A 21,975-nucleotide genomic window follows, 5' to 3' on the forward strand; every position below is an offset into this window, starting at 1 on the left:
GAAGAATGACTGAAATCCGCCACATCGTTTTCGACATCGGCAAAGTGCTGATCCACTATGATCCGGACCTGCCCTTCAGTCGCTTGATCCCCGATCCCGACGAACGGAAATGGTTCTTCGACAATGTCTGCACGCATGATTGGAACATCGAGCAGGATCGCGGCCGCAGTTGGGAAGAGGCCGAAGCGCTGGCGATCGCGCAATATCCCGAGCACGCCGAAAATATCCGCAATTTCCGCCGGCACTGGCACGAGATGGTGCCTCACGCCTATGAGGACAGCGTCGCCATCATGATCGGCCTGATCGACAGCGGCCATGACGTGACGATGCTCACCAATTTCGCTGCAGATACGCTCGCCGAGGCCCGCGAGCGCTTCGATTTCCTCAATCGGCCGCGCGGCGTCACCGTTTCCGGCGACATCCGCCAGATCAAGCCGGATCGCGCCATCTATGACCACCACGTCGCCGCGTTCAGCCTCGAGCCGTCAGCGACGCTGTTCATCGACGACAGCCAGAAGAACGTCGACGGCGCCAAGGCGGCGGGCTGGCAGTCGGTGCTGTTCACCGATGCAAAGACGCTCAGGGCGGACCTTGAGAGTCTTGGGATCAAAGTGTGATTTGAATCGGTTCCAGGAGTTGGTTGAGCCTTCGCATTATCCGATCTGCCGCAACTCGGAAGCCGTCAGGCGCCCGCCCGCTCCATGCCTAGCCGAGCAATGCGGCGAAGCTCGTCGATCGGGGTCAGGCCGCCGCTGCGCTCATAATGCCAGAAGGTCCATCCGTTGCAGGCGTCCAGCCCCTGGACCTCGGCGCCGATCTTGTGGATCGACCCGGCACTGTCGCCGATGGCCAGCGTGCCGTCGGCGCGCACTTTTGCCGCCCAGCGCTTCTTGGCGTCGTAGAGCGTGGCGCCTGGCGCCACCAGGCCATTGTCGAGAAGGGTGACGAAGGCGACGCGCGGCTCGGCGCGCTTGCCGGTCAGTACCGTCAAATTGGCGCCTTCCAGCGGCCGGACCGCATCGATACGTTCCATGGCGGCATCGATATAGGTTTGTTCGCGCTCGATGCCGACGAAGTGGCGGCCAAGCCGCTTGGCCACAGCCCCGGTGGTGCCTGAACCGAAGAACGGGTCGAGCACGATGTCGCCCGGCCTGGTCGATGCCGTCATGACGCGGGCAAGCAACGCTTCCGGCTTCTGCGTCGGATGCAATTTGTCACCATTGTCGTTCTTCAGGCGCTCGCCGCCGGTGCAGATCGGAAACAGCCAGTCCGAGCGCATCTGGACGTCGTCGTTCGACGCCTTCAGCGCCTCGTAGTTGAATGTGTAACCCTTGCCCTTCTGGTCACGCGATGCCCAGATCATCGTCTCATGCGCGTTCTGGAAACGGCGGCCACGGAAATTCGGCATTGGATTGGTCTTGCGCCAGACGACGTCGTTGAGGATCCAGAAGCCCAGGTCCTGCATCTTGGCGCCGACCCTGAAAATATTGTGGTAGGAGCCGATAACCCAGATCGTGCCGTTGGGCTTCAACACACGGCGCGCCGCCAGCAGCCAGGCGCGGGTGAAGGCGTCGTAGGCCTCAAAACTGTCGAACTGGTCCCAATGGTCGTCGACGGCATCGACCTTGGATTGATCGGGCCGGTGCAGATCGCCATCGAGCTGCAAATTATAGGGCGGATCGGCGAAGATCACGTCGATCGACTTTTCCGGCAGCCGTTCGAGCGCGGCGACGCAGTCGCCCTTCAGGATCGTATCCAGCCACTCGGATTGCTGGGGAACATCGGAAAGCTCGTCGAGAAGACGCACGGCAGACATTGTGACACCCAAGGCACGCGTTACTGTTTACTGTCCGTTATGGTTACCGATCAGCGTAAATATTCAGTGAAGCAGCCCGCCGAATTTGCGAAGCCCGGCCTGTTGGTGTATGCCGCGCCGCCTGAGCCGTTTGGACCAAAAAGCCCTCGGCATTCCCTTCATCCCGCTTTCCGGATCACCATGCCCCAGCCAGACCTTGTCATCTTCGATTGCGACGGCGTGCTCGTCGATTCCGAAATCATCGCCGCGCGGATCGATGCCGAGCTGTTGACCTCGGCCGGCTACGAGATATCGGCCGAGGAGATTTCCGAGGTCTATGCCGGGTTGACTTTCAAGGACATCATGATGCGGGTCGAGGAAAAGTCCCGGATCCCGTTCCAGGCCTCGCTGATCGACAAGGAGGAACAGCTGGTCGATCGTAGGCTGCGCAGCGACGTGCGTGCCATCGACGGGGCGCACGAGGCTGTCGCCGCGGTAGCAGTGCCGCGCTGCGTCTGTTCGAATTCGCGCTCGGAGCGGATCGAATTCATGCTGGAGAAGGTGCAGCTTTTGCCGTTCTTTGCCGGCCGTATCTTTTCCTCGCTGGAAACCCCGACCGGGAAATCCAAGCCGGCGCCGGACGTGTTTCGGTTCGCCGCGGAAAAGCTCAAGGCCGATCCTGCGAACACCTTTGTCATCGAGGATTCGGTGCATGGCGTCACCGGCGCCAAGACGGCGGGAATGCGCGTCATCGGCTTCACCGGCGCGGCGCACAGCTATCCCGGCCACGCCGATGCGCTGACCGAGGCCGGCGCGGAAACGGTCATCCGCCGCTGGGCGGAGCTGAAAAGCGTGATCGCCGCGCTGTCGGAATGGTCGGCGGACGCCTGAGAGGCCGCCTCCAACCGCCGTGGCACGAATGCAGCGGCTTAGTTGGTCGCGGCGGCTTTCTTCTTCCTCGGCTTGTCTGTCGCTACTTTCGAAGCGCCCTCGTCATACCCGGCATATGCCTGGTAGTCCTTCGCCGTCGGCTCCGGAACGACGACGTTGGAATCGGTGAAGACGAACTGCGTGGCACTCGAAGGATCGGTAACCTGGACCTGATAGGAGTGAAGCTGCGAATAGAGAACTTCGGTGCCGTGCATCACCGCGATGCGGATCGGCATGGTGATGGTCCCGGGGGTGAACATCGGGCCAGGCACGACCTTGCCGGCGACGGCTATCTTCATCGACAAGGAGCCGTTGGCGCGGCTGCAGTCGCGGGTCACATCGGTGATCGAAGCCTGATAGATGATCTTGGCGGAATCGTCCGGCTGATCGACGCCTGCCGCGTCCACTGCCGGCTGGGCGGCTTCCTCGGCGGCAACATCGGGTTTTTTCTTCGGCTTCGGACCGCTCTTGGCGTAGGTATTGAAGAAGGCGGTGCCGTCACGCAACGTCACTTTCGGGCAATAGGCCTGCAACTGGCTGGAAAGCACCTTTGGATCGGGTGGCGGTGGCGGCGTCGCATCCTTTTTGCCGAAGCCGAGAATTCCATTGTCGCTCGATTGGCAACCTGCGGCGGCAAGCATAAAGCCGGTGAGCGCCACACCCGCGACAAAACGACCGTTGAATGAATGAAACGCCATGAACTGCACTTCCCTCTCGCAAAGCCGGTGACGTATATCAACCGCGCGGCAAAAATGCGACTGATCCAGCGCAGAAATCCACCACCTCGCGGCGGGCGAAAATTCCCGGCAGCAATGGAAACGTGACGATGCAATATGTGAGTACCCGCGGGGAAGCGCCCGCGCTTGGATTTTCCGACGCGGTGCTGGCCGGACTGGCGCGCGACGGCGGGCTCTACCTGCCGAGCGCCTGGCCGCATTTTTCCGCAGCCGAGATCCGCGCCATGCGCGGCCTTGCCTATCCCGATCTTGCCATCCGCGTGCTGTCGCCGTTCCTCGGCGGCGAGATCGCGGCGCCGGTGTTCGAACGGCTGGTGCGCGAAGCCTATGCAACCTTCCGCCATGAGGCCGTCTGCCCGCTGGTGCAGACCGGGCCGAACAGCTTCGTGCTCGAGCTCTTCCACGGCCCGACGCTCGCTTTCAAGGACGTGGCGATGCAGCTTCTTGCACGGCTGATGGACCATGTGCTGGCCGAGCGTGACCAGCGCGCCACCATTGTCGGCGCCACCTCCGGCGACACCGGAGGGGCCGCCATCGATGCCTTTGCCGGGCGCAACCGCACCGACATCTTCGTGCTTTTCCCGCACGGCCGCGTCTCGCCGGTACAGCAGCGGCAGATGACGACCTCGACCGCCGCAAACGTCCATGCGTTGGCGATCGAAGGCAATTTCGACGACTGCCAGAGCCTGGTAAAGGACATGTTCAACGACCACGGTTTTCGTGACCGGGTATCGCTGTCCGGCGTCAACTCGATCAACTGGGCCCGCATCATGGCCCAGATCGTCTATTATTTCTCCTCCGCGCTGTCGCTCGGCGCGCCCGACAGGCCGGTTTCCTTCACCGTGCCGACCGGCAATTTCGGCGACATCTTCGCCGGCTATGCCGCCAAGAAGATGGGGCTGCCGATCGAACGGCTGATCATCGCCACCAACGACAACGATATTCTGGCGCGCACGCTGGCAACCGGCGAATACCGCATGAAGGGGGTCTTTTCGACCACGTCCCCCTCGATGGACATCCAGGTGTCTTCGAACTTCGAACGCTTGCTGTTCGAAGCGTCCGGCCGCGATGCCTCGGCCGTGCGGCGCTACATGAACGGGCTCAAGCAGTCCGGCGCCTTCACCATCGAGGCCGGCGAAATCGCCAAGATCCGGTCCGAATTCGACGCCGGCCGCGCCACCATGGACGAGGTCGCCGCCACCATCCGCACCACACTTGCGGCGAGCGGCTATCTGCTCGACCCGCATACCGCCGCGGCCGTGCATGTGGCCGCCGGCAAGGCTGCGGGTGAGGTGCCGATGGTGGTGCTGGGCACTGCGCACCCGGCAAAGTTTCCCGCCGCCGTCGAAGCCGCCAGCGGCGTGTCGCCTGCCCTGCCTGCATGGCTAGGCGGGTTGATGAGTGCCGAGGAAAAATACACGGTACTTCCATCCGACCTGAAAATGGTGGAAGATTATGTCGGCCGCCACACGCGGGCGGCGCGTTAGGGAGTAATTGCCATATGGGTGTTGAGGTAAGCCGTCTGTCGAACGGCCTGACAGTCGCCACCGAAACCCTTCCAAGCCTCGAATCTGTTGCCCTTGGCGCCTGGGTCAAGTCGGGCGCACGCAACGAGCGTGACGAAGAGCACGGAATGGCGCACTTGCTCGAGCACATGGCTTTCAAGGGCACCAGTCGGCGAAGCGCCTTCGAGATCGCCTCGGAGATCGAGGACGTCGGCGGCGAGATCAATGCCGCCACCAGCGTCGAGACGACCTCCTATTATGCAAGGGTTCTGAGCGACGACGTGCCGCTGGCCGTCGATATCCTTTCCGACATCCTGCAGGAATCCGAATTCGATCCGCAGGAGTTGGAACGAGAGCAGCATGTGATTCTGCAGGAGATCGGCGCCGCGCACGATACGCCCGACGACGTCGTTTTCGATCACTTTACCGAGACCGCCTTCCGCCACCAGACTATCGGCCGCTCGATTCTTGGCACGCCGGAAACCGTCAAATCCTTCACTTCGAAGCAGCTGCACGACTTCATCGAACGACAGTACGGCGCCGAGAACATGGTGATGGTGGCGGCCGGCGATATCAAGCACGACGATTTCGTGCGGGAGGTCGAAAAGCGTCTCGGCAGCTTCCGCGGCAAGGCCGACGGCACCATCCCGCAATATGCGCAGTATGTCGGCGGCGATTTTCGCGAGGACCGCGACCTGATGGACGCGCAGATCGTGCTGGGTTTCGAGGGCCGCGCCTATCACGTCCGCGATTTCTACGCCTCCCAGGTCCTGTCGATGATCCTGGGCGGCGGCATGTCGTCGCGGCTTTTCCAGGAAGTCCGCGAGAAACGCGGCCTGTGCTATTCGGTCTACGCCTTCCATTGGGGTTTTTCCGACACGGGCGTCTTCGGGGTCCATGCGGCGACCGGACAAAGCGATATTGCCGAGCTGGTGCCTGTGATCATCGACGAGCTGCAAAAGGCCGGTGAAAACATCCTGCAGGAGGAGCTCGACCGGGCGCGTGCGCAGTACCGCGCCGGGCTGATCATGTCGGCCGAGAGCCCGGCCAGCCGCGCCTCGCAGATCGCCAGGCAGTTGCTTCTGTTCGGCAGGCCGATAGCCAAGGAAGAGTTGATGGAGCGGCTGTCGGCGCTGACGGTCGAGCGGCTGACGGACCTGTCGTCGCGGCTTTTTTCGACCAAGCCGACGCTTACAGCCGTCGGGCCGGTGGGTACGCTCGCGCCCTATGAGGCGATCCTCGATTCGCTTTCGGGCACGCAGACCACTGCCCGCAAGCTCGCCGTCTAAGCCTACTCGAGCGTCGTGTTCGCGCTCCCTTTCTTTCGCCGCGACCTGCCGGCACTGAAGGGCGAGCTTGTCACGCTGCGCGTACCGCTGACCAACGACTATCGCGAGTGGTCGGTGCTGCGCAGTGAAAGCCGCGCCTTCCTTGAGCCGTGGGAGCCGCGATGGACCCCTGACGAACTCGACCGCACGGCGTGGCGGCATCGTATCGGGCGCTACCGCGAGGACTACGCGCAGGGGACGGCGATCGCCTTCTTCATCTTCGAGAAAAGCAGCGGCAAGCTGGCCGGCGGTATCACCCTCGGCAATATCCGCCACGGGGTCGCCCAAAGCGGCCATATCGGCTACTGGATCGGCGAGCGCTTCAGCGGACGCGGCCTGATGACCGATGCCGTAAGAGTGGTGACGCGTTTCGCCTTCGAAACGCTGCGATTGCACCGGATCGAAGCTGCCTGTATTCCCGACAACGCCCGGTCGATCCGCGTGCTTGAAAAAGCCGGATTCCGGCGCGAAGGACTGCTACGATCCTATCTCAGGATCAACGGCATCTGGCAGGACCATTACCTATACGCCCGAATCGCGGACGATCCGCCGGGCGTTGGAACAAAGGGCTGATTTTGACGAATTTTCTGCGCAAGGGGTCGCTGCTTGCCTTTATGCTGGCGGCAATCGTCACGCTCTGCGCGGCGTCCTCGGCCTTTGCCGTAGAACCGATCAAGATCGCCCGCGACGACGTTGCGCTCGATCTTTCGGGGGCCGTCTTGATCTACCGGAACCAGGGCGAGAATTTTCAGGTGTCGACCGCGCCAGGCCCGGACGGCATCGTGCGGCGCATCGAGGTCGAGGCAAATGATGCGCGCTCGAGCGGTGACTGGGCGGTGTTCGCGCTGGCCAATACCACCGACCAGCAGCTCGACAGGCTGATTGTCGCACCGCATTTCCGGCTGGTGAATTCCGGCCTGTTCTGGCCGGATCTCGGCTCGACCCGTATCGCCGCGATCACGCCCAGCGAAGGCTTTGCGCTCGACCGCCAGACCAGCCCCGACGCCGACGTGTTCCGGGTGACGTTGAACCCCGGAACGGTGATTACCTTCATCGCCGAGCTCGCCTCGCCCAAGCTGCCGCAGGTCTATCTGTGGGACCCTGAATCCTACAAGGACTCGGTCAATTCCTACACGCTGTTTCGTGGCATCGTCATCGGCATTGCCGGCCTGCTGGCGCTGTTCCTGACCATTCTTTTCGTCGTCAAGGGGACCTCGATGTTCCCGGCAACGGCGGCCCTAGCCTGGGCGGTGCTTGCCTATATCTGCGTCGATTTCGGCTTTCTCAACAAGATCATAGAGATCTCACCGGGCAATGAGCAGATGTGGCGCGCCGGAACGGAGGTGGCGCTCGCGGCGACCTTCGTGGTGTTCCTGTTTGCCTATCTCAACCTCAACCGGTGGCACGGCCATTTCAGCTACGGCGCGCTGGTCTGGATTCTCGGGCTGGTGCTGATCGCCGGTGTCGCCATCATCGATCCGGCGGTCGCCGCCGGCATTGCCAGGCTGTCCTTCGCCGCCACCGCGCTGACCGGGCTCGGCCTGATCATCTTCCTCGGTATCCGCGGTTACGACCGCGCCATCATGCTGGTGCCCAGTTGGGTGATGGTTCTGCTGTGGCTATGCGGATCGTGGATGGCAATCACCGGCATGCTGGACAACGATATCGCCCAGCCGGCGCTGGGCGGCGGGCTGATCCTCATCATCCTGCTGATCGGCTTCACGGTGATGCAGCACGCTTTTGCCGGCGGCGCCCTGCATCAGGGCCTGTTCTCCGATCTCGAGCGGCAGGCGCTGGCGGTTGCCGGATCGGGCGATACCGTGTGGGACTGGGACGTGCTGCGCGACCGCGTCGTCACTCGTCCCGACGTCAGCAGTCAGCTCGGCCTTGCCCCCAACAGTCTCGGCGGGCCCGCCCGCAACTGGCTGCCGGTGCTGCATGCCGACGACCGCGACACGTTTCGCACGACACTCGACGTGGTGCTCGAGCACCGGCGCGGCCGGGTGTCGCAAAACTTCCGCCTGCGCGGCGCCGACGGGCACTATCACTGGTTTTCGCTGCGCGCCCGGCCGGTGATCGGCTCGGACGGCGAGGTCATCCGCTGCGTCGGCACCATGGTCGACGTGACGGAGCAGAAGAAGTCCGAGGAACGGCTGCTGCATGACGCCGTGCACGACAATCTGACCGGCCTGCCCAACCGCGAGTTGTTCATGAACCGGCTGGAGGCGATCATTTCGATCGCCCGCACCGAAGAGAAGGTGCGCCCGACCGTCTTCGTCATCGACATAGACCGCTTCAAGCAGGTCAATGACGGGCTCGGCATCTCGGCCGGCGATACCATCCTTTTGACTATCGCGCGGCGGCTGCACCGACTGCTCAAGCCGAAGGATTCGCTGTCGCGCTTTGCCGGCGACCAGTTCGCGCTGATGCTTTTGTCGGAGCAGGATCCGGCCCGCATCGCGGCCATTGCCGATGCCATCAAGCACGCCATCAACAACCCGATCACCTTCGCCAAGCGCGAGATCGTGCTGACGGCCTCGATCGGGCTGATCACCTGGACCGCCACGCAGACCTCGGCCGAGGACATGGTCAAGGATGCCGAGCTTGCCATGCATCAGGCCAAGCGCTTCGGCGGCGACCGGATCGAGCCGTTCCGTCCCGCCTTCCGCACCGTCGGCACCGACCGGCTGCAGTTCGAGTCCGATCTGCGCCGCGCCATCGAACGACGCGAATTCACGCTTGCCTACCAGCCGATCGTGCGGCTGGAGGACGGCAGCGTCGCAGGCTTCGAAGCGCTGCTGCGCTGGGACCATCCGCGTCGCGGCATGATCCCGCCGGCTGATTTCATTCCGGTCGCCGAAAACTGCGGCCTGATCGTGCAGCTTGGGCTGTTCGCCATGCAACAGGCTGCCGAAGACCTGGCGGGATGGCAAAAGCAGATCGGCGATGCGCCGCTGTCGGTCTCGGTCAATCTGTCCAGCCGTCAGCTCATCCGCCGCGACCTGGTCAGCGACGTCCGCTCGGTGATCGCGCGAGCGAACCTGAAACCGCGCTGCTTCCGGCTCGAACTCACCGAATCGCTGGTGATGGACAATCCCGAGCAGACCGCCCATGTGCTGACCAAGCTGAAGCAGCTTGGCATCGGCCTGTCGCTGGATGATTTCGGCACCGGCTATTCATCGCTGGCCTATCTGACGCGCTTTCCATTCGACACCATCAAGATCGACAAGAGCTTCGTCGACGACGCGACGCCGAAACGTGCGGTGCTGCTCAAATCCATGGTCAATATGGCGCATGAACTCGGCCTGTCGGTTGTCGCCGAAGGCATTTCGGACGAGAGCGATGCGCTGGAGTTGCGGCAGATGGGCTGCGAGTACGTGCAGAGCTTCATGTTCGGCGCGCCGATGCCGGGCGACCAGGTGCTGAAGACGCTGAAGGAACAGTATCCGTTGACCCAAGCGTGACAAGTTTCAGGACGTAATGAGGTTCAGGCGTGACCGGCAGCCAGGCTGAGATGCGCGAGATCAATGCCGATCGAGGCGAGGATCCGGTCATATTTGCGATCGATGTCGGCGTCGAACAGAAGCTCGGCACTTGCCGGGCAAGTCAGCCAGCCATTCTCGACGATCTCGTTTTCAAGCTGGCCCGCACCCCAGCCGGCATAGCCAAGCGCCATCAGAGCCCGCCGGGGTCCGCGGCCGGAGGAGATGGCGCGCAATATGTCGACGGTCGCGGTCAGACAGACATCGTCGGACACGGCGAGCGAGGATTCCACCCGGTAGTCGCCCGAATGCAGAACGAAGCCGCGGCTACGATCCACCGGTCCGCCATTGCGCACGACGAAGTCGCGCGCCGGTGGCGGCAGGCGAATTGCCTCCAGCTCGTTCATGATGCCGAGTTGCACGAGCAGGTCCGGAAACAGCATCTGCTGCGTCTGGTTGATGATCAGCCCCATCGCGCCTTCGTCGCTGTGCGCGCAAATGTAGATGACAGAGCGCGTGAAGCGGTCATCCTTCATGCCGGGCATGGCAATCAGGAACTGATCGTCGAGAAAGCCGGGTCCTGCGGCCGTCCTTTTATGGCGCAACAAATCCATGGCCACAGCGTAACGCGTTTCCGGGGCGTCGAAAAGATGGGCGGCGCCCGATTTGATCAGGCTCGTAAATCGAAGGTCACGCAAATATGATGCCGGCGGCGTCATGAAATCATTGTGCGGCCATCAACAGACGATCAAATCATTGCCATGCAAAGCTTGAAAATCCTGCTGCTTGGCGTAGCCATTGGATCGGCGACCGGCCTCCCCGCCTCAGCCTCCTCATCGGCCTGGTACAACAGCGAAGGCGGCAGGGTGCGGCTGGTGACGAGCGGCAAGGCCGATGAGGCCGGGCGTCTCCAGGGCGTCCTCGACATTGCGCTGAAGCCCGGCTGGAAGACCTATTGGCGCGATCCGGGCGATGCGGGCGTGCCGCCACAGATCGACGTCTCGGCCAGCACCAACATTGCCGACGCGACGCTTTCGTTTCCGCCGCCGCAGCGCCACGACGACGGCTACGGCAAATGGGCCGGCTACGACCACCCCGTTTCGTTGCCGGTGACGTTCACGCTTGCCGCGCCCGGCCAGCCGGCCGTCATCGATGCGGACATTTTCCTCGGCATCTGCGAAACCATCTGCATCCCGGTGCAGACAAGGCTGACCGTCGATCCCGGCGCCGATCCGGACAACGCCGGGGACGCGGCACTGGTCAAGGCAGGCCTTGCCACCCTGCCTGCCACGGCAACGCCCGATTTCGGCATAAACGTACTGCCGGGCGACCACGAAACGCTGATTGTCGAAGCGAGCTTTCCGGGCAGCCCCGAGGGCGCCGACTTCTTCGTTGCCGGCGAACGCGACTACATGTTCGGTGCCCCGGCACGCAGCGAAAAGGATGGCAAGCTGATCTTTACTGTGCCGATCCTCGACAGGCCGTCGACAACGCCAACCGATGGCGGCCTGCACTACACACTGACAAGTGCCGCAGGCGCGGTCGAAGGCCTGTTGCCATTCCCGTGATGCCAACGTCTGGACGGTTGCCGGGCGCGCCTTAATTCGCTATCGCAAGGACACTCCCTTCCATTTCCAAGCGAGGACCATCATGACGATCTCCGTTGGCGACAAACTGCCCGATGCGACCTTCAAGACAATGACCGCCGACGGTGCAAAGCCGATAACGACGGGCGAGATATTCTCAGGAAAGAAGGTCGTGCTGTTTGGCGTTCCAGGCGCCTTCACGCCGACCTGCAGCAACAATCATCTGCCCGGCTACCTGGACAATTACGACGCCATCCTGGCGCGCGGCGTCGACACTATCGCCGTTGTCTCGGTCAACGATGTTCACGTTATGGGGGCCTGGGCCCGCTTCAGCGGCGGTGAAGGCAAAATCCTTTATCTTGCCGATGGCAATGGCGATTTCGCCAAATCCGTCGGCCTCGACGCCGACCTCTCCAGCGGCGGCATGGGGCTACGCTCGAAGCGTTTTTCGATGATCGTCGATGACGGCAAGGTCACCGCACTCAATGTCGAGACAAAGCCCGGCGTCGACGAATCCGGTGCGGCTCACATTCTCGGACAGCTTTCCGTCCTGGCGACAGCCTAGGCCAGGCACGGCAAAGGGCGCCTTCGAGCGCTCAACGTCCAAAGGACGCTGACTTTGCATCGGCGCATGATCCTTCCGAAAGCCGACCCGGTTTTTCGGGACCATGCGTCGGCCCTTCGGGACTGCTTGCTTCTGGGGACCTCGATTATGTCTGACATCGTCTGGCGCAGCGTCGCGATCGGCATCGGCGCAACCGCGCTTATGGATGTCTGGGCGATTTTCCTGAACAAGGCGTTTGCTCAGCCGCGGCCGAACTGGGGGCTGGTCGGCCGCTGGGTCTGGCATCTCAGGGAAGGCAAGGTCTTCCATGACGACATTGGCGAGGCCTCGCCCTACCCGCATGAATCAGTACTTGGCTGGGCCTTTCATTATGCTGTCGGCATCGTCTACGGCGTCATACTGGTCGTGCTGGCCGGAACGGCCTGGCTCACCGCGCCGACCTTCCTGCCGGCTTTTATGCTCGGCATCGTCACCGTCGGCGCCGGGTGGTTTCTGCTGGCGCCCGGCCTGGGCGCCGGCTGGGCCGCTTCGAAGCGGCCCAATCCGATGCAGGTCCGCGCCCTCAATCTTGTGTCGCATACGGTGTTTGCCATCGGACTGTTCGGCACCGCCCTTCTGATCCGCTGACACGCCAGTTCAACCGGATCAATAACTCTGGGTCGAGCGCCGAACCTTCTTGGCCGCCGATTGCCTGGACTGGGTGCCTTCCTCCGGCGGCACGGACGCGAGCACGGGTTTCGCCGACTTCGTCTTGAATGGCGCCATGCCGAGCCGCGCCAATTCGTCGGCGCGCTCGTTCTCGGGATGGCCGGCATGGCCCTTGACCCAATGCCAGGTGACCTGGTGGCGGTTGCGCGCAGCGTCGAGCTGCTGCCACAGCTCGGCATTCTTCACCGGCTGCCTGGCGGCGGTCTTCCAGCCGTTGCGCTTCCAGCCGTCGATCCAGCCGAAAATACCGTCCTTGACGTAGTTGCTGTCGGTATAAAGATCGACGACGCAAGGCTCCTTGAGCGCATTGAGCGCCGAGATGGCCGCCAACAACTCCATGCGGTTGTTGGTGGTCAGAGCCTCGCCACCATGGAGCTCCTTGATTGCGCCGTTGAAGCGCAGGATTGCGCCCCAGCCGCCAGGCCCGGGATTGCCCGAACAGGCACCATCGGTGAAGATTTCAACGCGCTTGGTCATGTCAGTCCATATTCGGAAGGAGAGTTGATCGCCCGGTGGAAGCGCATCCGGCGGATATACTCGGTCGGGTCGCGTTTCATCACCAGGCCGCCGTCCGGGACCGTCAGCCAGTCGTAGAGCCGGGTCAGCATGAAGCGCAGCGCCGAACCGCGCGCCAGCATCGGCAGCGCAGCTTTCTCGTCACTGCTCAACGGCCGCACGCTTTGGTAGCCGGCAAGCAGCGCCGTGCCCTTGGTCAGATTGAAGGAAAAATCCTTCTCGAAGCACCAGGCGTTCAGGCACGTGGCAACGTCATAGGCATAGAGGTCGTTGCAGGCGAAATAGAAGTCGATCAGCCCGGACAGTTTCTCGCCGAGGAAAAACACATTGTCCGGGAAAAGATCAGCATGGATGATGCCTTGCGGCAGACCGTTCGGCCAGTTCCGCTCGAAATCGGCGAAATCGGCATCGACCTCGGCCGCCAGTCCCGGCTCGACCTCGTCGGCGCGGGCGCGGGCGGCATTCCACAGCTTGCGCCAGCCATCGATGGCAAGGGCGTTGGGGCGGGTCATCGGAAAATCCGCGCCGGCGAGATGCAGTGCCGCCAGCGCCTTGCCGACCTCGCCGCAATGTGCAGCCGTCGGCCGCCGCAGCGACAGGCCTTCGAGAAAGGTGATGATGACCGCCGGCCGGCCGGCAAGTGTTCCGATCACACCGCCATCATGTGCGGTGACCGGGAGCGGGCACGAAATGCCCTTTCTGGCGAGGTGGGCCATGAGGCCGAGAAAGAACGGCAGGTCAGCCTTGTCGACGCGCTTCTCGTAAAGCGTCAGGATGTAGGAGCCGCTGCTGGTGTGCAGCAGAAAATTCGAGTTTTCGGTGCCTTCGGCGATGCCCTTGTAGGACAAGAGGTCGCCGACCGGATAGTTCCTGAGGAATGCGCCGAGCTCGCCCTCGTTGACGTCGGTGTAAACCGCCATCGTTGCTACGCGGCCCCGTTGACGAAGGCCATGTCGGCAGCCGTCAGTTCGACATCGCGCAACACCCGCATCACCGGAAAGTCCTCCGTCTCCGTCGCCGTCACGGCCAGCTCGATGGTCACGTCGAAGCGCTGCCTGAACGCATCGACGATCTCGTCGACGATGATCTCCGGCGCCGAGGCGCCCGCCGACAGGCCGAGCGTCGAAATGCCGGCAATCTCATTCCACGGAATTTCGGAGGCGCGCTGCACGAGAAGCGACATCGAGGCGCCGGCGCGCTCGGCCACTTCGACCAGGCGCCGCGAGTTGGACGAGTTAGGTGCGCCGACAACCAGGAAGAGATCGGCGCCGGCCGCTGTTTCCTTGACCGCTTCCTGGCGATTGGTGGTGGCATAACAGATCGATTCCGCCGCCGGCGCGTGCAGCTCGGGAAAACGCTGCTGCAGGGCGCGGATGATACCGGCGGTATCCTCGACCGACAGCGTCGTCTGGGTGACGAAGCCGAGCGCTTGTGGGTCTGCGGGCACGAAGCTTGCGGCGTCGGCCTCGGTCTCGATCAGAGTTACCGCGCCGTCCGGCAACTGGCCCATTGTGCCGATCACCTCCGGATGCCCGGCATGGCCGATCAAGAGCACGTGGCGGCCAAGCCGCTGATGGCGCATCGCCTGCTTGTGGACTTTCGAGACCAGCGGGCAAGTCGCGTCGAGATAGAACAGGTTGCGGGACTGGGCGTCGGCCGGCACAGATTTCGGCACGCCATGCGCCGAAAAGACGACCGGGCTCTGGCGATGCTCGGGCGGGATCTCGGAGAGCTCCTCGATGAACACCGCGCCGAGGCTTTGCAGCCCTTCGACGACGTAGCGGTTGTGCACGATCTCGTGGCGGACATAGACCGGCGCGCCGTATTTCTTCAGCGCCAGCACGACGATCTGGATGGCACGGTCAACGCCCGCACAGAAACCGCGGGGCTGGCAGAGCCGGATGGTCAGCGGCGGCTTTGTGTGAAGCATGATTGCATCTTACGCTGATTGTAGGCCGGTTGATCGGACTATGACTTCTGAGCTCAAGGCGCGAAATGAGGTGCGCGGCCCTGCCCTGTCAAGGGTAATGGCGGCGATCATTGGTCTTTCGCCGGGCGGCGGAGCCAGGAGATCAGGACGCCGGCAAGGGCGGCGGCAAGGCCGTACCAGGTTATCGCATATTGCAGATGGCTGTTCGGCAGGTCGATGACGGTGACACCGCCAACCGGCAGCCCGCCGGGGTTGGGCGTGGCGTTCGCATCGATGAAGATCGGCACCAGCGCCGCACCTGTCGGCAGGCCGGCGCTCGAGGCCATCGCGTCACGATCTTTCCAGTAGAAGATATTCTTCTGCGGATCATTGTCGGGAAGCATCATCGAGGGCTTGGCCGGCAGCGGGTTACGGGCGAGCCCCGTCACCGTCACTTTGCCCGTTACCTGTTCCTGCGGCCGCTTGGCTGGATCCTTGAAATCGTAAGGCACGAAGCCGCGGTTGATCAGCACGAAACGGCCATCGTCGAGCTGTAGCGGCGTGAAGACGTCGAAACCGGACTGGCCTTCCCAGGTGGCGAGGAAATGCCGCTCGTCTTGATGCAGGAAAGTGCCGGTCACTATCACCGGCGTGTAGTCCACGTCGCCGGCGGCAGCAAACCGCTTTTCGACCTCGGCCAATGGTACAGGCGCCGAATGCGTACGCTGGTCGATCGTCTGGAGAAGGCCCTCTTTCCAGTGCAGGCGCTGAACCTGCCAGGTGCCGAGCGCCAGCAGGATCAAAAACACGACGATACCCAGGCCGAGCGCCAATGCGCGCTTGGGCCGCGACCGGCCGGCCACCGAACCTGATGCCTCGCTCATTCGCCGCGGTCCAGCCGGCCCTCGGCCGCCTTGTTGCGGTATTGCAGCGTCAGCAGCACGCCCTTGATCAGCCGGAGCGCCGCCAGGCAAAGCACCAGCGTCAGCGGAATCCACAGCAGCAGATGCAGCCAAAGCGGTGGATTGAGCGTCACCTCCATCCACAACGCCAGGCCGACGACGATGAAGCCGATGATCAGGATAACGAACACCGCCGGCCCGTCACCAGCATCGGCGAAAGAATAATCGAGGCCGCAATTGGTGCAGCGATTGCCGACCGTGAGGAACCCGGAGAACAGCTTGCCCTCGCCACAGCGGGGGCAGCGGCCATGCAAGCCGGCCGAGATCGGATCGATTGGTGGCCAGATCGCCTTGTCGTCGCTCATGGGATCATCCTAGGAGCATTTGCCGCAAAAGATAAGGCGGCCGCGTCGCCGCAGCCGCCTTGTCGATTTCCTCAGTTCGATCTCAGTGCGGTTCGATCATCGCGCCGTTCGATGCCCAGACGTAGATCGAGGCAAACAGGAACAGCCACACCACGTCCACGAAGTGCCAGTACCAGGCGGCGGCCTCGAAGCCGAAATGCTGCTTGGGCGTGAAGTCGCCCTTTATGGCGCGGATCAGGCAGACCAACAGGAAGATCGTGCCGATGATGACGTGGAAACCATGGAAGCCGGTCGCCATGAAGAAGGTGGCGCCGTAGATCGAATCCCTGAAGCCGAACGGCGCGTGCATGTACTCGTAGGCCTGCACCATGGTGAACAGCATGCCGAGGCCGACGGTCAGCACCAACCCATTGATCAGGCCCTTGCGGTCGCCGTGGATGAGCGAGTGGTGCGCCCAGGTCACCGTGGTACCCGACAGAAGCAGGATGACGGTGTTGTAGAGCGGCAGATGGAAGGGGTCGAGAACTTCGAGGCCCTTGGGCGGCCAAACGCCGCCGGTGAAGGCGGTACGGGCGTATTGATGGACCTCGCCCGGAAACAGGCTGGCGTCGAAGAAGGCCCAGAACCAGGCGACGAAGAACATCACCTCGGAGGCGATGAACATGATCATGCCGTAGCGCAGATGCAGCGACACGACACGGGTGTGGTGTCCCTCATGCGCCTCCTTGATCGTATCCGACCACCAGGCGAACATCGTGTAGATGACGATCAGCAGGCCGATGAAGAACAGCCATGGATTGGCGACATTGAAACCGAAGATCGGGAAATCGCCGCCCTTGAGGTATTGCATGTAACAGACGCCGCCGAACGCGGTCACCAGCGCCCCGACGGAGCCCAGGAAAGGCCACGGGCTCGGGTCGACAAGGTGGTAGTCATGTTGTGGTTTTGCGTGTGCGTCTGCCATATCAACCCCCGAGGCTTGCTTCGGTATCTGAAATCTTGTTGCGGTGGCCGTCGGCCGGCACCGATGATGCGACCGGCTTGGTCTTGTCGACCGGGAACATCGTGTAGGACAGGGTAATCGTCGTCAGATCCTTCAATTCCGGCGCGTTGACGATGTCGGGATCGACATAGAAGACGACCGGCATGTCCAGTGTCTCGCCCGGCTTCAGCGTCGTGTCGGTGAAGCAGAAACACTCGACCTTGTTGAAGTAAGGTCCGGCCAGTTCCGGCTGCACGTTGAAGGTGGCGCGTCCAGTGATGGGACGGCTGAATTTGTTGGTCGCGCTGAAATGCGCCTCGGCGGTTTCGCCGATCTTGATGGTGATCGAGCGAGCGACCGGCTGGAATTGCCAGGGAACGCCGGCGGTGTTGGCGTCGAAGCGGATGGTGATGTCGCGATCGAGCACCCGATCGGCATATTGCTGGGTCGCCCGTTTGACGGTGCCGCCGTAGCCTGTCGCCTGGCAGAACATCGCGTAGAGCGGCACCGCGGCGTAGGCCATGCCGATCATGCCGCCGAAGAACGCGATGCAGACGCCGGCGACGACGCGGTTCGTATTCTTCTTCTTAGGATCGGTGACTGTTTGCCTGGTCATGTTAAGCTCACATCGAGCCGGGGAAACTGTGACCAAATTTCACGATGGTCGCGACGTAGAATATGACGACCAGCGCCGCCAGCGCGAAACCGATTGCGGCCGAGCGATTGCGGCGGGCCTTCTGCTGACGTTCGGTCAACGTGACCAGTTCAAGCTTCTTTTCGGCCATGCTCATGCTCCACCAATGGTCAGCGCGCGCGCGACGACACAATCGCCAAGGTAGGCGGCGAAGATGGCGAAGAGATAGAGCAGCGAATAGCCGAACAACGCCTTGGCCGGCTTCATCGCCCGGTCGTCATCGGCCATTTGCAGCACCTTCCACGCATACCAGACGAAGCCGGCGCCGAGCAGCAATGCAACGACGCCATAGACCGGCGTGGTGAACCCGAGAACCCAGGGCAGCACGCCAACCGGCGCGAGGACCAGCGCATAGGCAAAGATCTGGCGTCTGGTCGAGGCCTGACCGGCGACATTCGGCATCATCGGAATGCCTGCCTTGGCGTAGTCCTCCGACTTGAACAGCGCGAGCGCCCAGAAATGTGGCGGCGTCCACAGGAAGATGACCAGGAACAGCACCAAGCTTTCGAGGCTGACCGATCCGGTTACCGCCGCCCAGCCTATGACCGGCGGAATGGCACCGGCAGCCCCGCCGATGACGATGTTCTGCGGCGTCCAGCGCTTCAGCCACATCGTATAGATGACGGCATAGAAAAAGATGGTGAAGGCCAGAAGCGATGCTGCCAACCAGTTGACCAGCACGCCGAGCGTCATCACCGACAGAACCGACAGCACCAGCCCGAAACTCAATGCCTCGCCTGGCCGGATACGGCCGGCCGGCACGGGACGGCCGGCGGTGCGCGTCATCACCGCATCGATGTCTGCGTCATACCACATGTTGAGCGCACCGGAGGCGCCGGCGCCGATGGCAATAGCCAGGATCGCGATCACCGCCAGCAGCGGATTGATGGTCACCGGAGCGGCGACCATGCCGACAAACGCAGTGAACACCACCAGCGACATGACGCGCGGCTTCAGCAGGGCGAAGAAATCGCCCGCCGTCGCTTCCGACATGCGGAAGCCCGGCTCGTCAATCAGTCTGTCTTCGGCAAGGGCCATGCGTACTTAAAGTCCATCATTCCGTTGGCCAAAACCGCCGGTCGGCCGGCGGCTCCGTATTAAAGGAGGCAACCGCCTACTTGATCTTCGGCAACTGTTCCCACTGGTGGAACGGCGGCGGCGAAGGCAGTTGCCATTCCAGCGTGGTCGCACCCTCGCCCCAAGGATTGGCGCCGGCGACCCGCTTCTTCTGGAACGCCTCGAAGACGCCGAACAGGAAGATGACGACGCCGATAGCCGAGATGTACGAGCCGTAGGACGACACCATGTTCCAGCCGGCGAAGGCATCCGGATAGTCGATATAGCGACGCGGCATACCGGAAAGGCCGAGGAAGTGCTGCGGGAAAAAGACTAGGTTGACGCCGACAAAAGTGACCCAGAAGTGGGTGTTCGCGATCACCGGCGAATACATGTAGCCGGTCATTTTCGGGAACCAGTAGTACCAGCCGGCGAAGATCGCGAAGACCGCGCCCAGCGACAGCACGTAATGGAAGTGCGCGACCACGAAATAGGTATCGTGCAGCGGGCGGTCGAGGCCGGCATTGGCCAACTGCACACCGGTGACGCCGCCAACAGTGAACAGGAAGATGAAGCCGATCGCCCACAGCATCGGGGTCTTGAGCGAAATCGACCCGCCCCACATAGTGGCGATCCACGAGAAGATCTTCACACCCGTCGGCACCGCGATGACCATGGTGGCGAAGACGAAATAGCGCTGGGTATCGAGCGACAGGCCCGTCGTGTACATGTGGTGGGCCCAGACGATGAAGCCCACCGCACCGATGGCAACCATCGCATAGGCCATGCCGAGATAGCCAAACACCGGTTTCCTCGAAAAGGTCGAGATGATATGGCTGATGATACCGAAACCCGGCAGGATCAGAATGTAGACCTCCGGATGGCCAAAGAACCAGAACAGGTGCTGGAACAGGATCGGATCGCCGCCGCCGTCCGGGGCGAAGAAGGTGGTGCCGAAATTGCGGTCGGTCAAAAGCATGGTGATGCCGCCGGCCAGCACCGGCAACGACAGAAGCAGCAGGAAGGCGGTAATCAGCACAGACCAGGCGAAAAGCGGCATCTTGTGCATGGTCATGCCGGGCGCGCGCATGTTGAAGATGGTGGTGATGAAGTTGATGGCGCCAAGAATCGAGGAGGCGCCGGCGATGTGGATTGACAGGATCGCCAGGTCCATGGCCGGTCCGGGCTGGCCCGATGTCGACAATGGCGGATAAAGCGTCCAGCCGCCGCCGACGCCGTAGGCGCCGGGCGCACTCGGGACGAAGGCCGAGAAAATCAGCAGGATGAAAGCCGGCGGCAGCAGCCAGAACGAGACGTTGTTCATGCGCGGGAAGGCCATATCCGGCGCGCCGATCATGATCGGCACCATCCAGTTGGCAAAGCCGCCGATCAGCGCCGGCATCACCATGAAGAAGATCATGATCAGCGCATGCGCGGTGGTGAAAGCATTGTACATGCTCTTGCCCCCGTCGATGGCGGCGTCGCCATTCATGCCGTAGACCATCTGCGCCAGGCCAGTGAATATCTGGATGCCCGGCTCCTGCAATTCCATGCGCATGACGACCGACAAGGCGCCACCGATGCAGCCCGCCATGATCGCGAAGATCAGATAAAGCGTACCGATGTCCTTGTGGTTGGTCGAATACACCCACCGGACCCAGCCATGATACGGCTTGTGGTCGTGGTCGTCGTGAGCTGCAGCGTGCGCCATGGTCGGCTCCGTTCCCTGAATCTTTTCTGGTCGCGGCATCAATTGCCGGCGGCCGCTACCTTGTTCGTGCCATCGACCTCGGCCATCAGCGCCTTGTTGGCGCCGGGAAGGTCGGTTTTGGCTGCCGCCAGCCAGGTCTTGTATTGTGCATCGGAGACGACGCGAATGGCGATCGGCATGAAGGCGTGGTCCTTGCCGCAGAGTTCCGAGCACTGGCCGTAATAGAGGCCTTCCTTGTCCGCCTTGAACCAGACCTCGTTGATGCGGCCCGGCACCGCATCGGTCTTGATGCCGAAGGACGGCATGGCAAAGGCGTGAATGACGTCGGTCGCCGTCACCAGCACGCGGGTCATGGTGCTGACCGGCACCACCATCTCATTGTCGACGGCGAGCAGGCGCGGATACGCGGCGCGATCTTCCTTGCCGGCAGCAGCCCTGTCGGCATCCTGAAGGATCGCGGAATTAAAGGAAAGCGTGTTGTCGACCTGGTATTCGTAGTCCCAGTTCCACTGATTGCCGGTCGCCTTGACGGTCAGCTTGGCTTCTTCCGGCGGCGTGTATTGCGCGGTCAGCAGTTGGAACGAGGGAATGGCGAGACAGAGCAGGATGACGACGGGACCGACAGTCCAGATGACCTCGATCAGCGTGTTGTGGCTGGTGCGCGACGGCGTCGGGTTGACGCTCGCCCGGAACCGCAAAATGCAGTAGGCAATCAGGAAAAGCACCAAGGCGGTGATCACAATGATGAACGCGAACGAGTAGTTCCCGAACCACTCGATCTGCCGCATAATGTCGGTCGCCGGAGGCTGAAAACTGGTTTCCCAAGGTTGGGGCTGGGCTGCATGAGCGGATGCAGCGGCAAACAACGTGGCGGCGGCACTAGCTACGATTTTGGCGGTTGCCAGGAATTTTCTCATCGCCCTCGTCATCTCCCAGTTCCTCGCGATCGGACCGCAAGAATGTCGAACAATGGCCGGGACGGGAATCCCGGACAATTCAAGGCTGGTTCAAACCATACTCTATTTGCCTCCGCAAGAAAGGAGCGCCGGAACCCGTGCGGCATTTTTGCGCGCAAGCGCGGCGCTGGCTTCGTGCGGTGACGGCTCGCCGCGAATCACCAGAGCGGCATCCGGGTAGAATGAGCCGCGCGGCGTGCGGAGCCGTCGCAATTAGGGCGAAATTGGCACTGAAAAGCGCATTGTCG

The 21,975-nt window shown here is 62.4% G+C and carries 23 protein-coding genes; 9 read left to right on the forward strand and 14 right to left on the reverse strand.

Features of this window, described 5'->3' with window-relative positions; genetic code table 11:
- Positions 1–5 precede the first annotated feature (5 nt).
- Positions 6–617: an HAD family hydrolase gene (locus NKH59_RS04400; protein ID WP_352470642.1), complete on the forward strand. Its 612-nt coding sequence runs from the start codon at positions 6–8 to the stop codon at positions 615–617.
- Between the two features lie 65 nt (positions 618–682).
- On the opposite strand, the gene NKH59_RS04405 is transcribed toward NKH59_RS04400, so the two are convergent.
- A complete protein-coding gene (locus tag NKH59_RS04405; protein ID WP_352470643.1) occupies positions 683–1,816 on the reverse strand; it encodes a site-specific DNA-methyltransferase in 1,134 nt (377 codons plus the stop codon).
- Positions 1,817–1,996: 180 nt separating this feature from the next.
- Between NKH59_RS04405 and NKH59_RS04410 the strand changes: the two genes are divergently transcribed.
- Complete coding sequence (locus NKH59_RS04410; protein WP_023674153.1) at positions 1,997–2,686, forward strand: HAD family hydrolase; 690 nt, start codon at positions 1,997–1,999, stop codon at positions 2,684–2,686.
- A 38-nt stretch (positions 2,687–2,724) separates the two neighbouring features.
- Here the strand turns inward: NKH59_RS04410 and NKH59_RS04415 are convergent, their stop codons facing one another.
- Entirely contained in the window at positions 2,725–3,423 is a 699-nt protein-coding gene (locus tag NKH59_RS04415) for a hypothetical protein (protein WP_352612429.1), read from the reverse strand.
- Positions 3,424–3,551: 128 nt separating this feature from the next.
- Between NKH59_RS04415 and thrC the strand changes: the two genes are divergently transcribed.
- The 4 genes from thrC to NKH59_RS04435 are packed head-to-tail and all read left to right on the forward strand — an operon-like array spanning position 3,552 to position 9,759.
- The gene (gene thrC, locus NKH59_RS04420) at positions 3,552–4,949 is read left to right on the forward strand and encodes a threonine synthase (RefSeq protein ID WP_352501950.1); all 1,398 of its coding nucleotides are present in this window, start codon (positions 3,552–3,554) and stop codon (positions 4,947–4,949) included.
- Positions 4,950–4,963: 14 nt separating this feature from the next.
- On the forward strand, positions 4,964–6,256 hold the full coding sequence (locus tag NKH59_RS04425) for a M16 family metallopeptidase (RefSeq protein ID WP_352470646.1): 1,293 nt from the start codon (positions 4,964–4,966) through the stop codon (positions 6,254–6,256).
- A gap of 15 nt (positions 6,257–6,271) precedes the next feature.
- Positions 6,272–6,868, forward strand: coding sequence for a GNAT family N-acetyltransferase (locus tag NKH59_RS04430; protein WP_352470647.1), 597 nt, complete (start codon positions 6,272–6,274; stop codon positions 6,866–6,868).
- A gap of 2 nt (positions 6,869–6,870) precedes the next feature.
- Entirely contained in the window at positions 6,871–9,759 is a 2,889-nt protein-coding gene (locus NKH59_RS04435) for an EAL domain-containing protein (protein WP_352612424.1), read from the forward strand.
- 23 nt (positions 9,760–9,782) lie between these two features.
- Here NKH59_RS04435 and NKH59_RS04440 read toward each other — a convergent pair whose 3' ends face one another.
- Positions 9,783–10,391, reverse strand: a complete 609-nt coding sequence (locus NKH59_RS04440; protein WP_031211061.1) for a YqgE/AlgH family protein — start codon at positions 10,389–10,391, stop codon at positions 9,783–9,785.
- 147 nt (positions 10,392–10,538) lie between these two features.
- On the opposite strand from NKH59_RS04440, the gene NKH59_RS04445 reads away from it, so the two are divergent.
- From NKH59_RS04445 to NKH59_RS04455, 3 genes are all read left to right on the forward strand, one after another.
- Positions 10,539–11,345 (forward strand): protein-disulfide reductase DsbD domain-containing protein, encoded by an 807-nt coding sequence (locus NKH59_RS04445; protein WP_352612422.1) that lies wholly within the window; start codon positions 10,539–10,541, stop codon positions 11,343–11,345.
- Positions 11,346–11,427: 82 nt separating this feature from the next.
- A complete protein-coding gene (locus NKH59_RS04450) occupies positions 11,428–11,928 on the forward strand; it encodes a peroxiredoxin (protein WP_352612420.1) in 501 nt (166 codons plus the stop codon).
- 147 nt (positions 11,929–12,075) lie between these two features.
- A complete protein-coding gene (locus tag NKH59_RS04455) occupies positions 12,076–12,555 on the forward strand; it encodes a DUF2938 domain-containing protein (RefSeq protein WP_352612418.1) in 480 nt (159 codons plus the stop codon).
- Between the two features lie 18 nt (positions 12,556–12,573).
- On the opposite strand, the gene rnhA is transcribed toward NKH59_RS04455, so the two are convergent.
- The 11 genes from rnhA to coxB all read right to left on the reverse strand — a co-directional run bounded on the left by rnhA (position 12,574) and on the right by coxB (position 21,688).
- Complete coding sequence (gene rnhA / locus NKH59_RS04460; protein ID WP_352501954.1) at positions 12,574–13,113, reverse strand: ribonuclease HI; 540 nt, start codon at positions 13,111–13,113, stop codon at positions 12,574–12,576.
- Positions 13,110–14,072: a homoserine kinase gene (locus NKH59_RS04465; RefSeq protein WP_352456890.1), complete on the reverse strand. Its 963-nt coding sequence runs from the start codon at positions 14,070–14,072 to the stop codon at positions 13,110–13,112. The genes rnhA and NKH59_RS04465 overlap by 4 nt, the downstream gene beginning before the upstream one ends.
- Positions 14,073–14,077: 5 nt before the next feature.
- Positions 14,078–15,082 carry a 4-hydroxy-3-methylbut-2-enyl diphosphate reductase gene (ispH, locus tag NKH59_RS04470; protein ID WP_254818458.1) on the reverse strand — a complete coding sequence of 335 codons (1,005 nt, stop codon included), beginning with the start codon at positions 15,080–15,082 and terminating at the stop codon, positions 14,078–14,080.
- Positions 15,083–15,189: 107 nt separating this feature from the next.
- The gene (locus tag NKH59_RS04475; protein ID WP_352612413.1) at positions 15,190–15,945 is read right to left on the reverse strand and encodes an SURF1 family protein; all 756 of its coding nucleotides are present in this window, start codon (positions 15,943–15,945) and stop codon (positions 15,190–15,192) included.
- On the reverse strand, positions 15,942–16,328 hold the full coding sequence (locus NKH59_RS04480) for a DUF983 domain-containing protein (RefSeq protein WP_352470653.1): 387 nt from the start codon (positions 16,326–16,328) through the stop codon (positions 15,942–15,944). The genes NKH59_RS04475 and NKH59_RS04480 overlap by 4 nt, the downstream gene beginning before the upstream one ends.
- Before the next feature lie 82 nt (positions 16,329–16,410).
- Positions 16,411–17,292 (reverse strand): cytochrome c oxidase subunit 3, encoded by an 882-nt coding sequence (locus NKH59_RS04485; RefSeq protein ID WP_352449883.1) that lies wholly within the window; start codon positions 17,290–17,292, stop codon positions 16,411–16,413.
- A gap of 1 nt (position 17,293) precedes the next feature.
- Complete coding sequence (locus tag NKH59_RS04490) at positions 17,294–17,926, reverse strand: cytochrome c oxidase assembly protein (RefSeq protein WP_352612410.1); 633 nt, start codon at positions 17,924–17,926, stop codon at positions 17,294–17,296.
- A gap of 7 nt (positions 17,927–17,933) precedes the next feature.
- Positions 17,934–18,101, reverse strand: coding sequence for a cytochrome c oxidase system small membrane protein (locus tag NKH59_RS04495; protein WP_023674135.1), 168 nt, complete (start codon positions 18,099–18,101; stop codon positions 17,934–17,936).
- Complete coding sequence (locus NKH59_RS04500) at positions 18,098–19,042, reverse strand: heme o synthase (protein ID WP_352612408.1); 945 nt, start codon at positions 19,040–19,042, stop codon at positions 18,098–18,100. Before NKH59_RS04500 ends, NKH59_RS04495 begins: the two co-directional genes overlap by 4 nt.
- Before the next feature lie 76 nt (positions 19,043–19,118).
- Complete coding sequence (gene ctaD / locus NKH59_RS04505) at positions 19,119–20,771, reverse strand: cytochrome c oxidase subunit I (protein ID WP_352470655.1); 1,653 nt, start codon at positions 20,769–20,771, stop codon at positions 19,119–19,121.
- Positions 20,772–20,809: 38 nt separating this feature from the next.
- A complete protein-coding gene (gene coxB, locus NKH59_RS04510) occupies positions 20,810–21,688 on the reverse strand; it encodes a cytochrome c oxidase subunit II (protein WP_031211057.1) in 879 nt (292 codons plus the stop codon).
- Positions 21,689–21,975: the final 287 nt, after the last annotated feature.

It is taken from the genome of Mesorhizobium sp. M0998 (assembly GCF_040318885.1).
Lineage (GTDB): Bacteria > Pseudomonadota > Alphaproteobacteria > Rhizobiales > Rhizobiaceae > Mesorhizobium.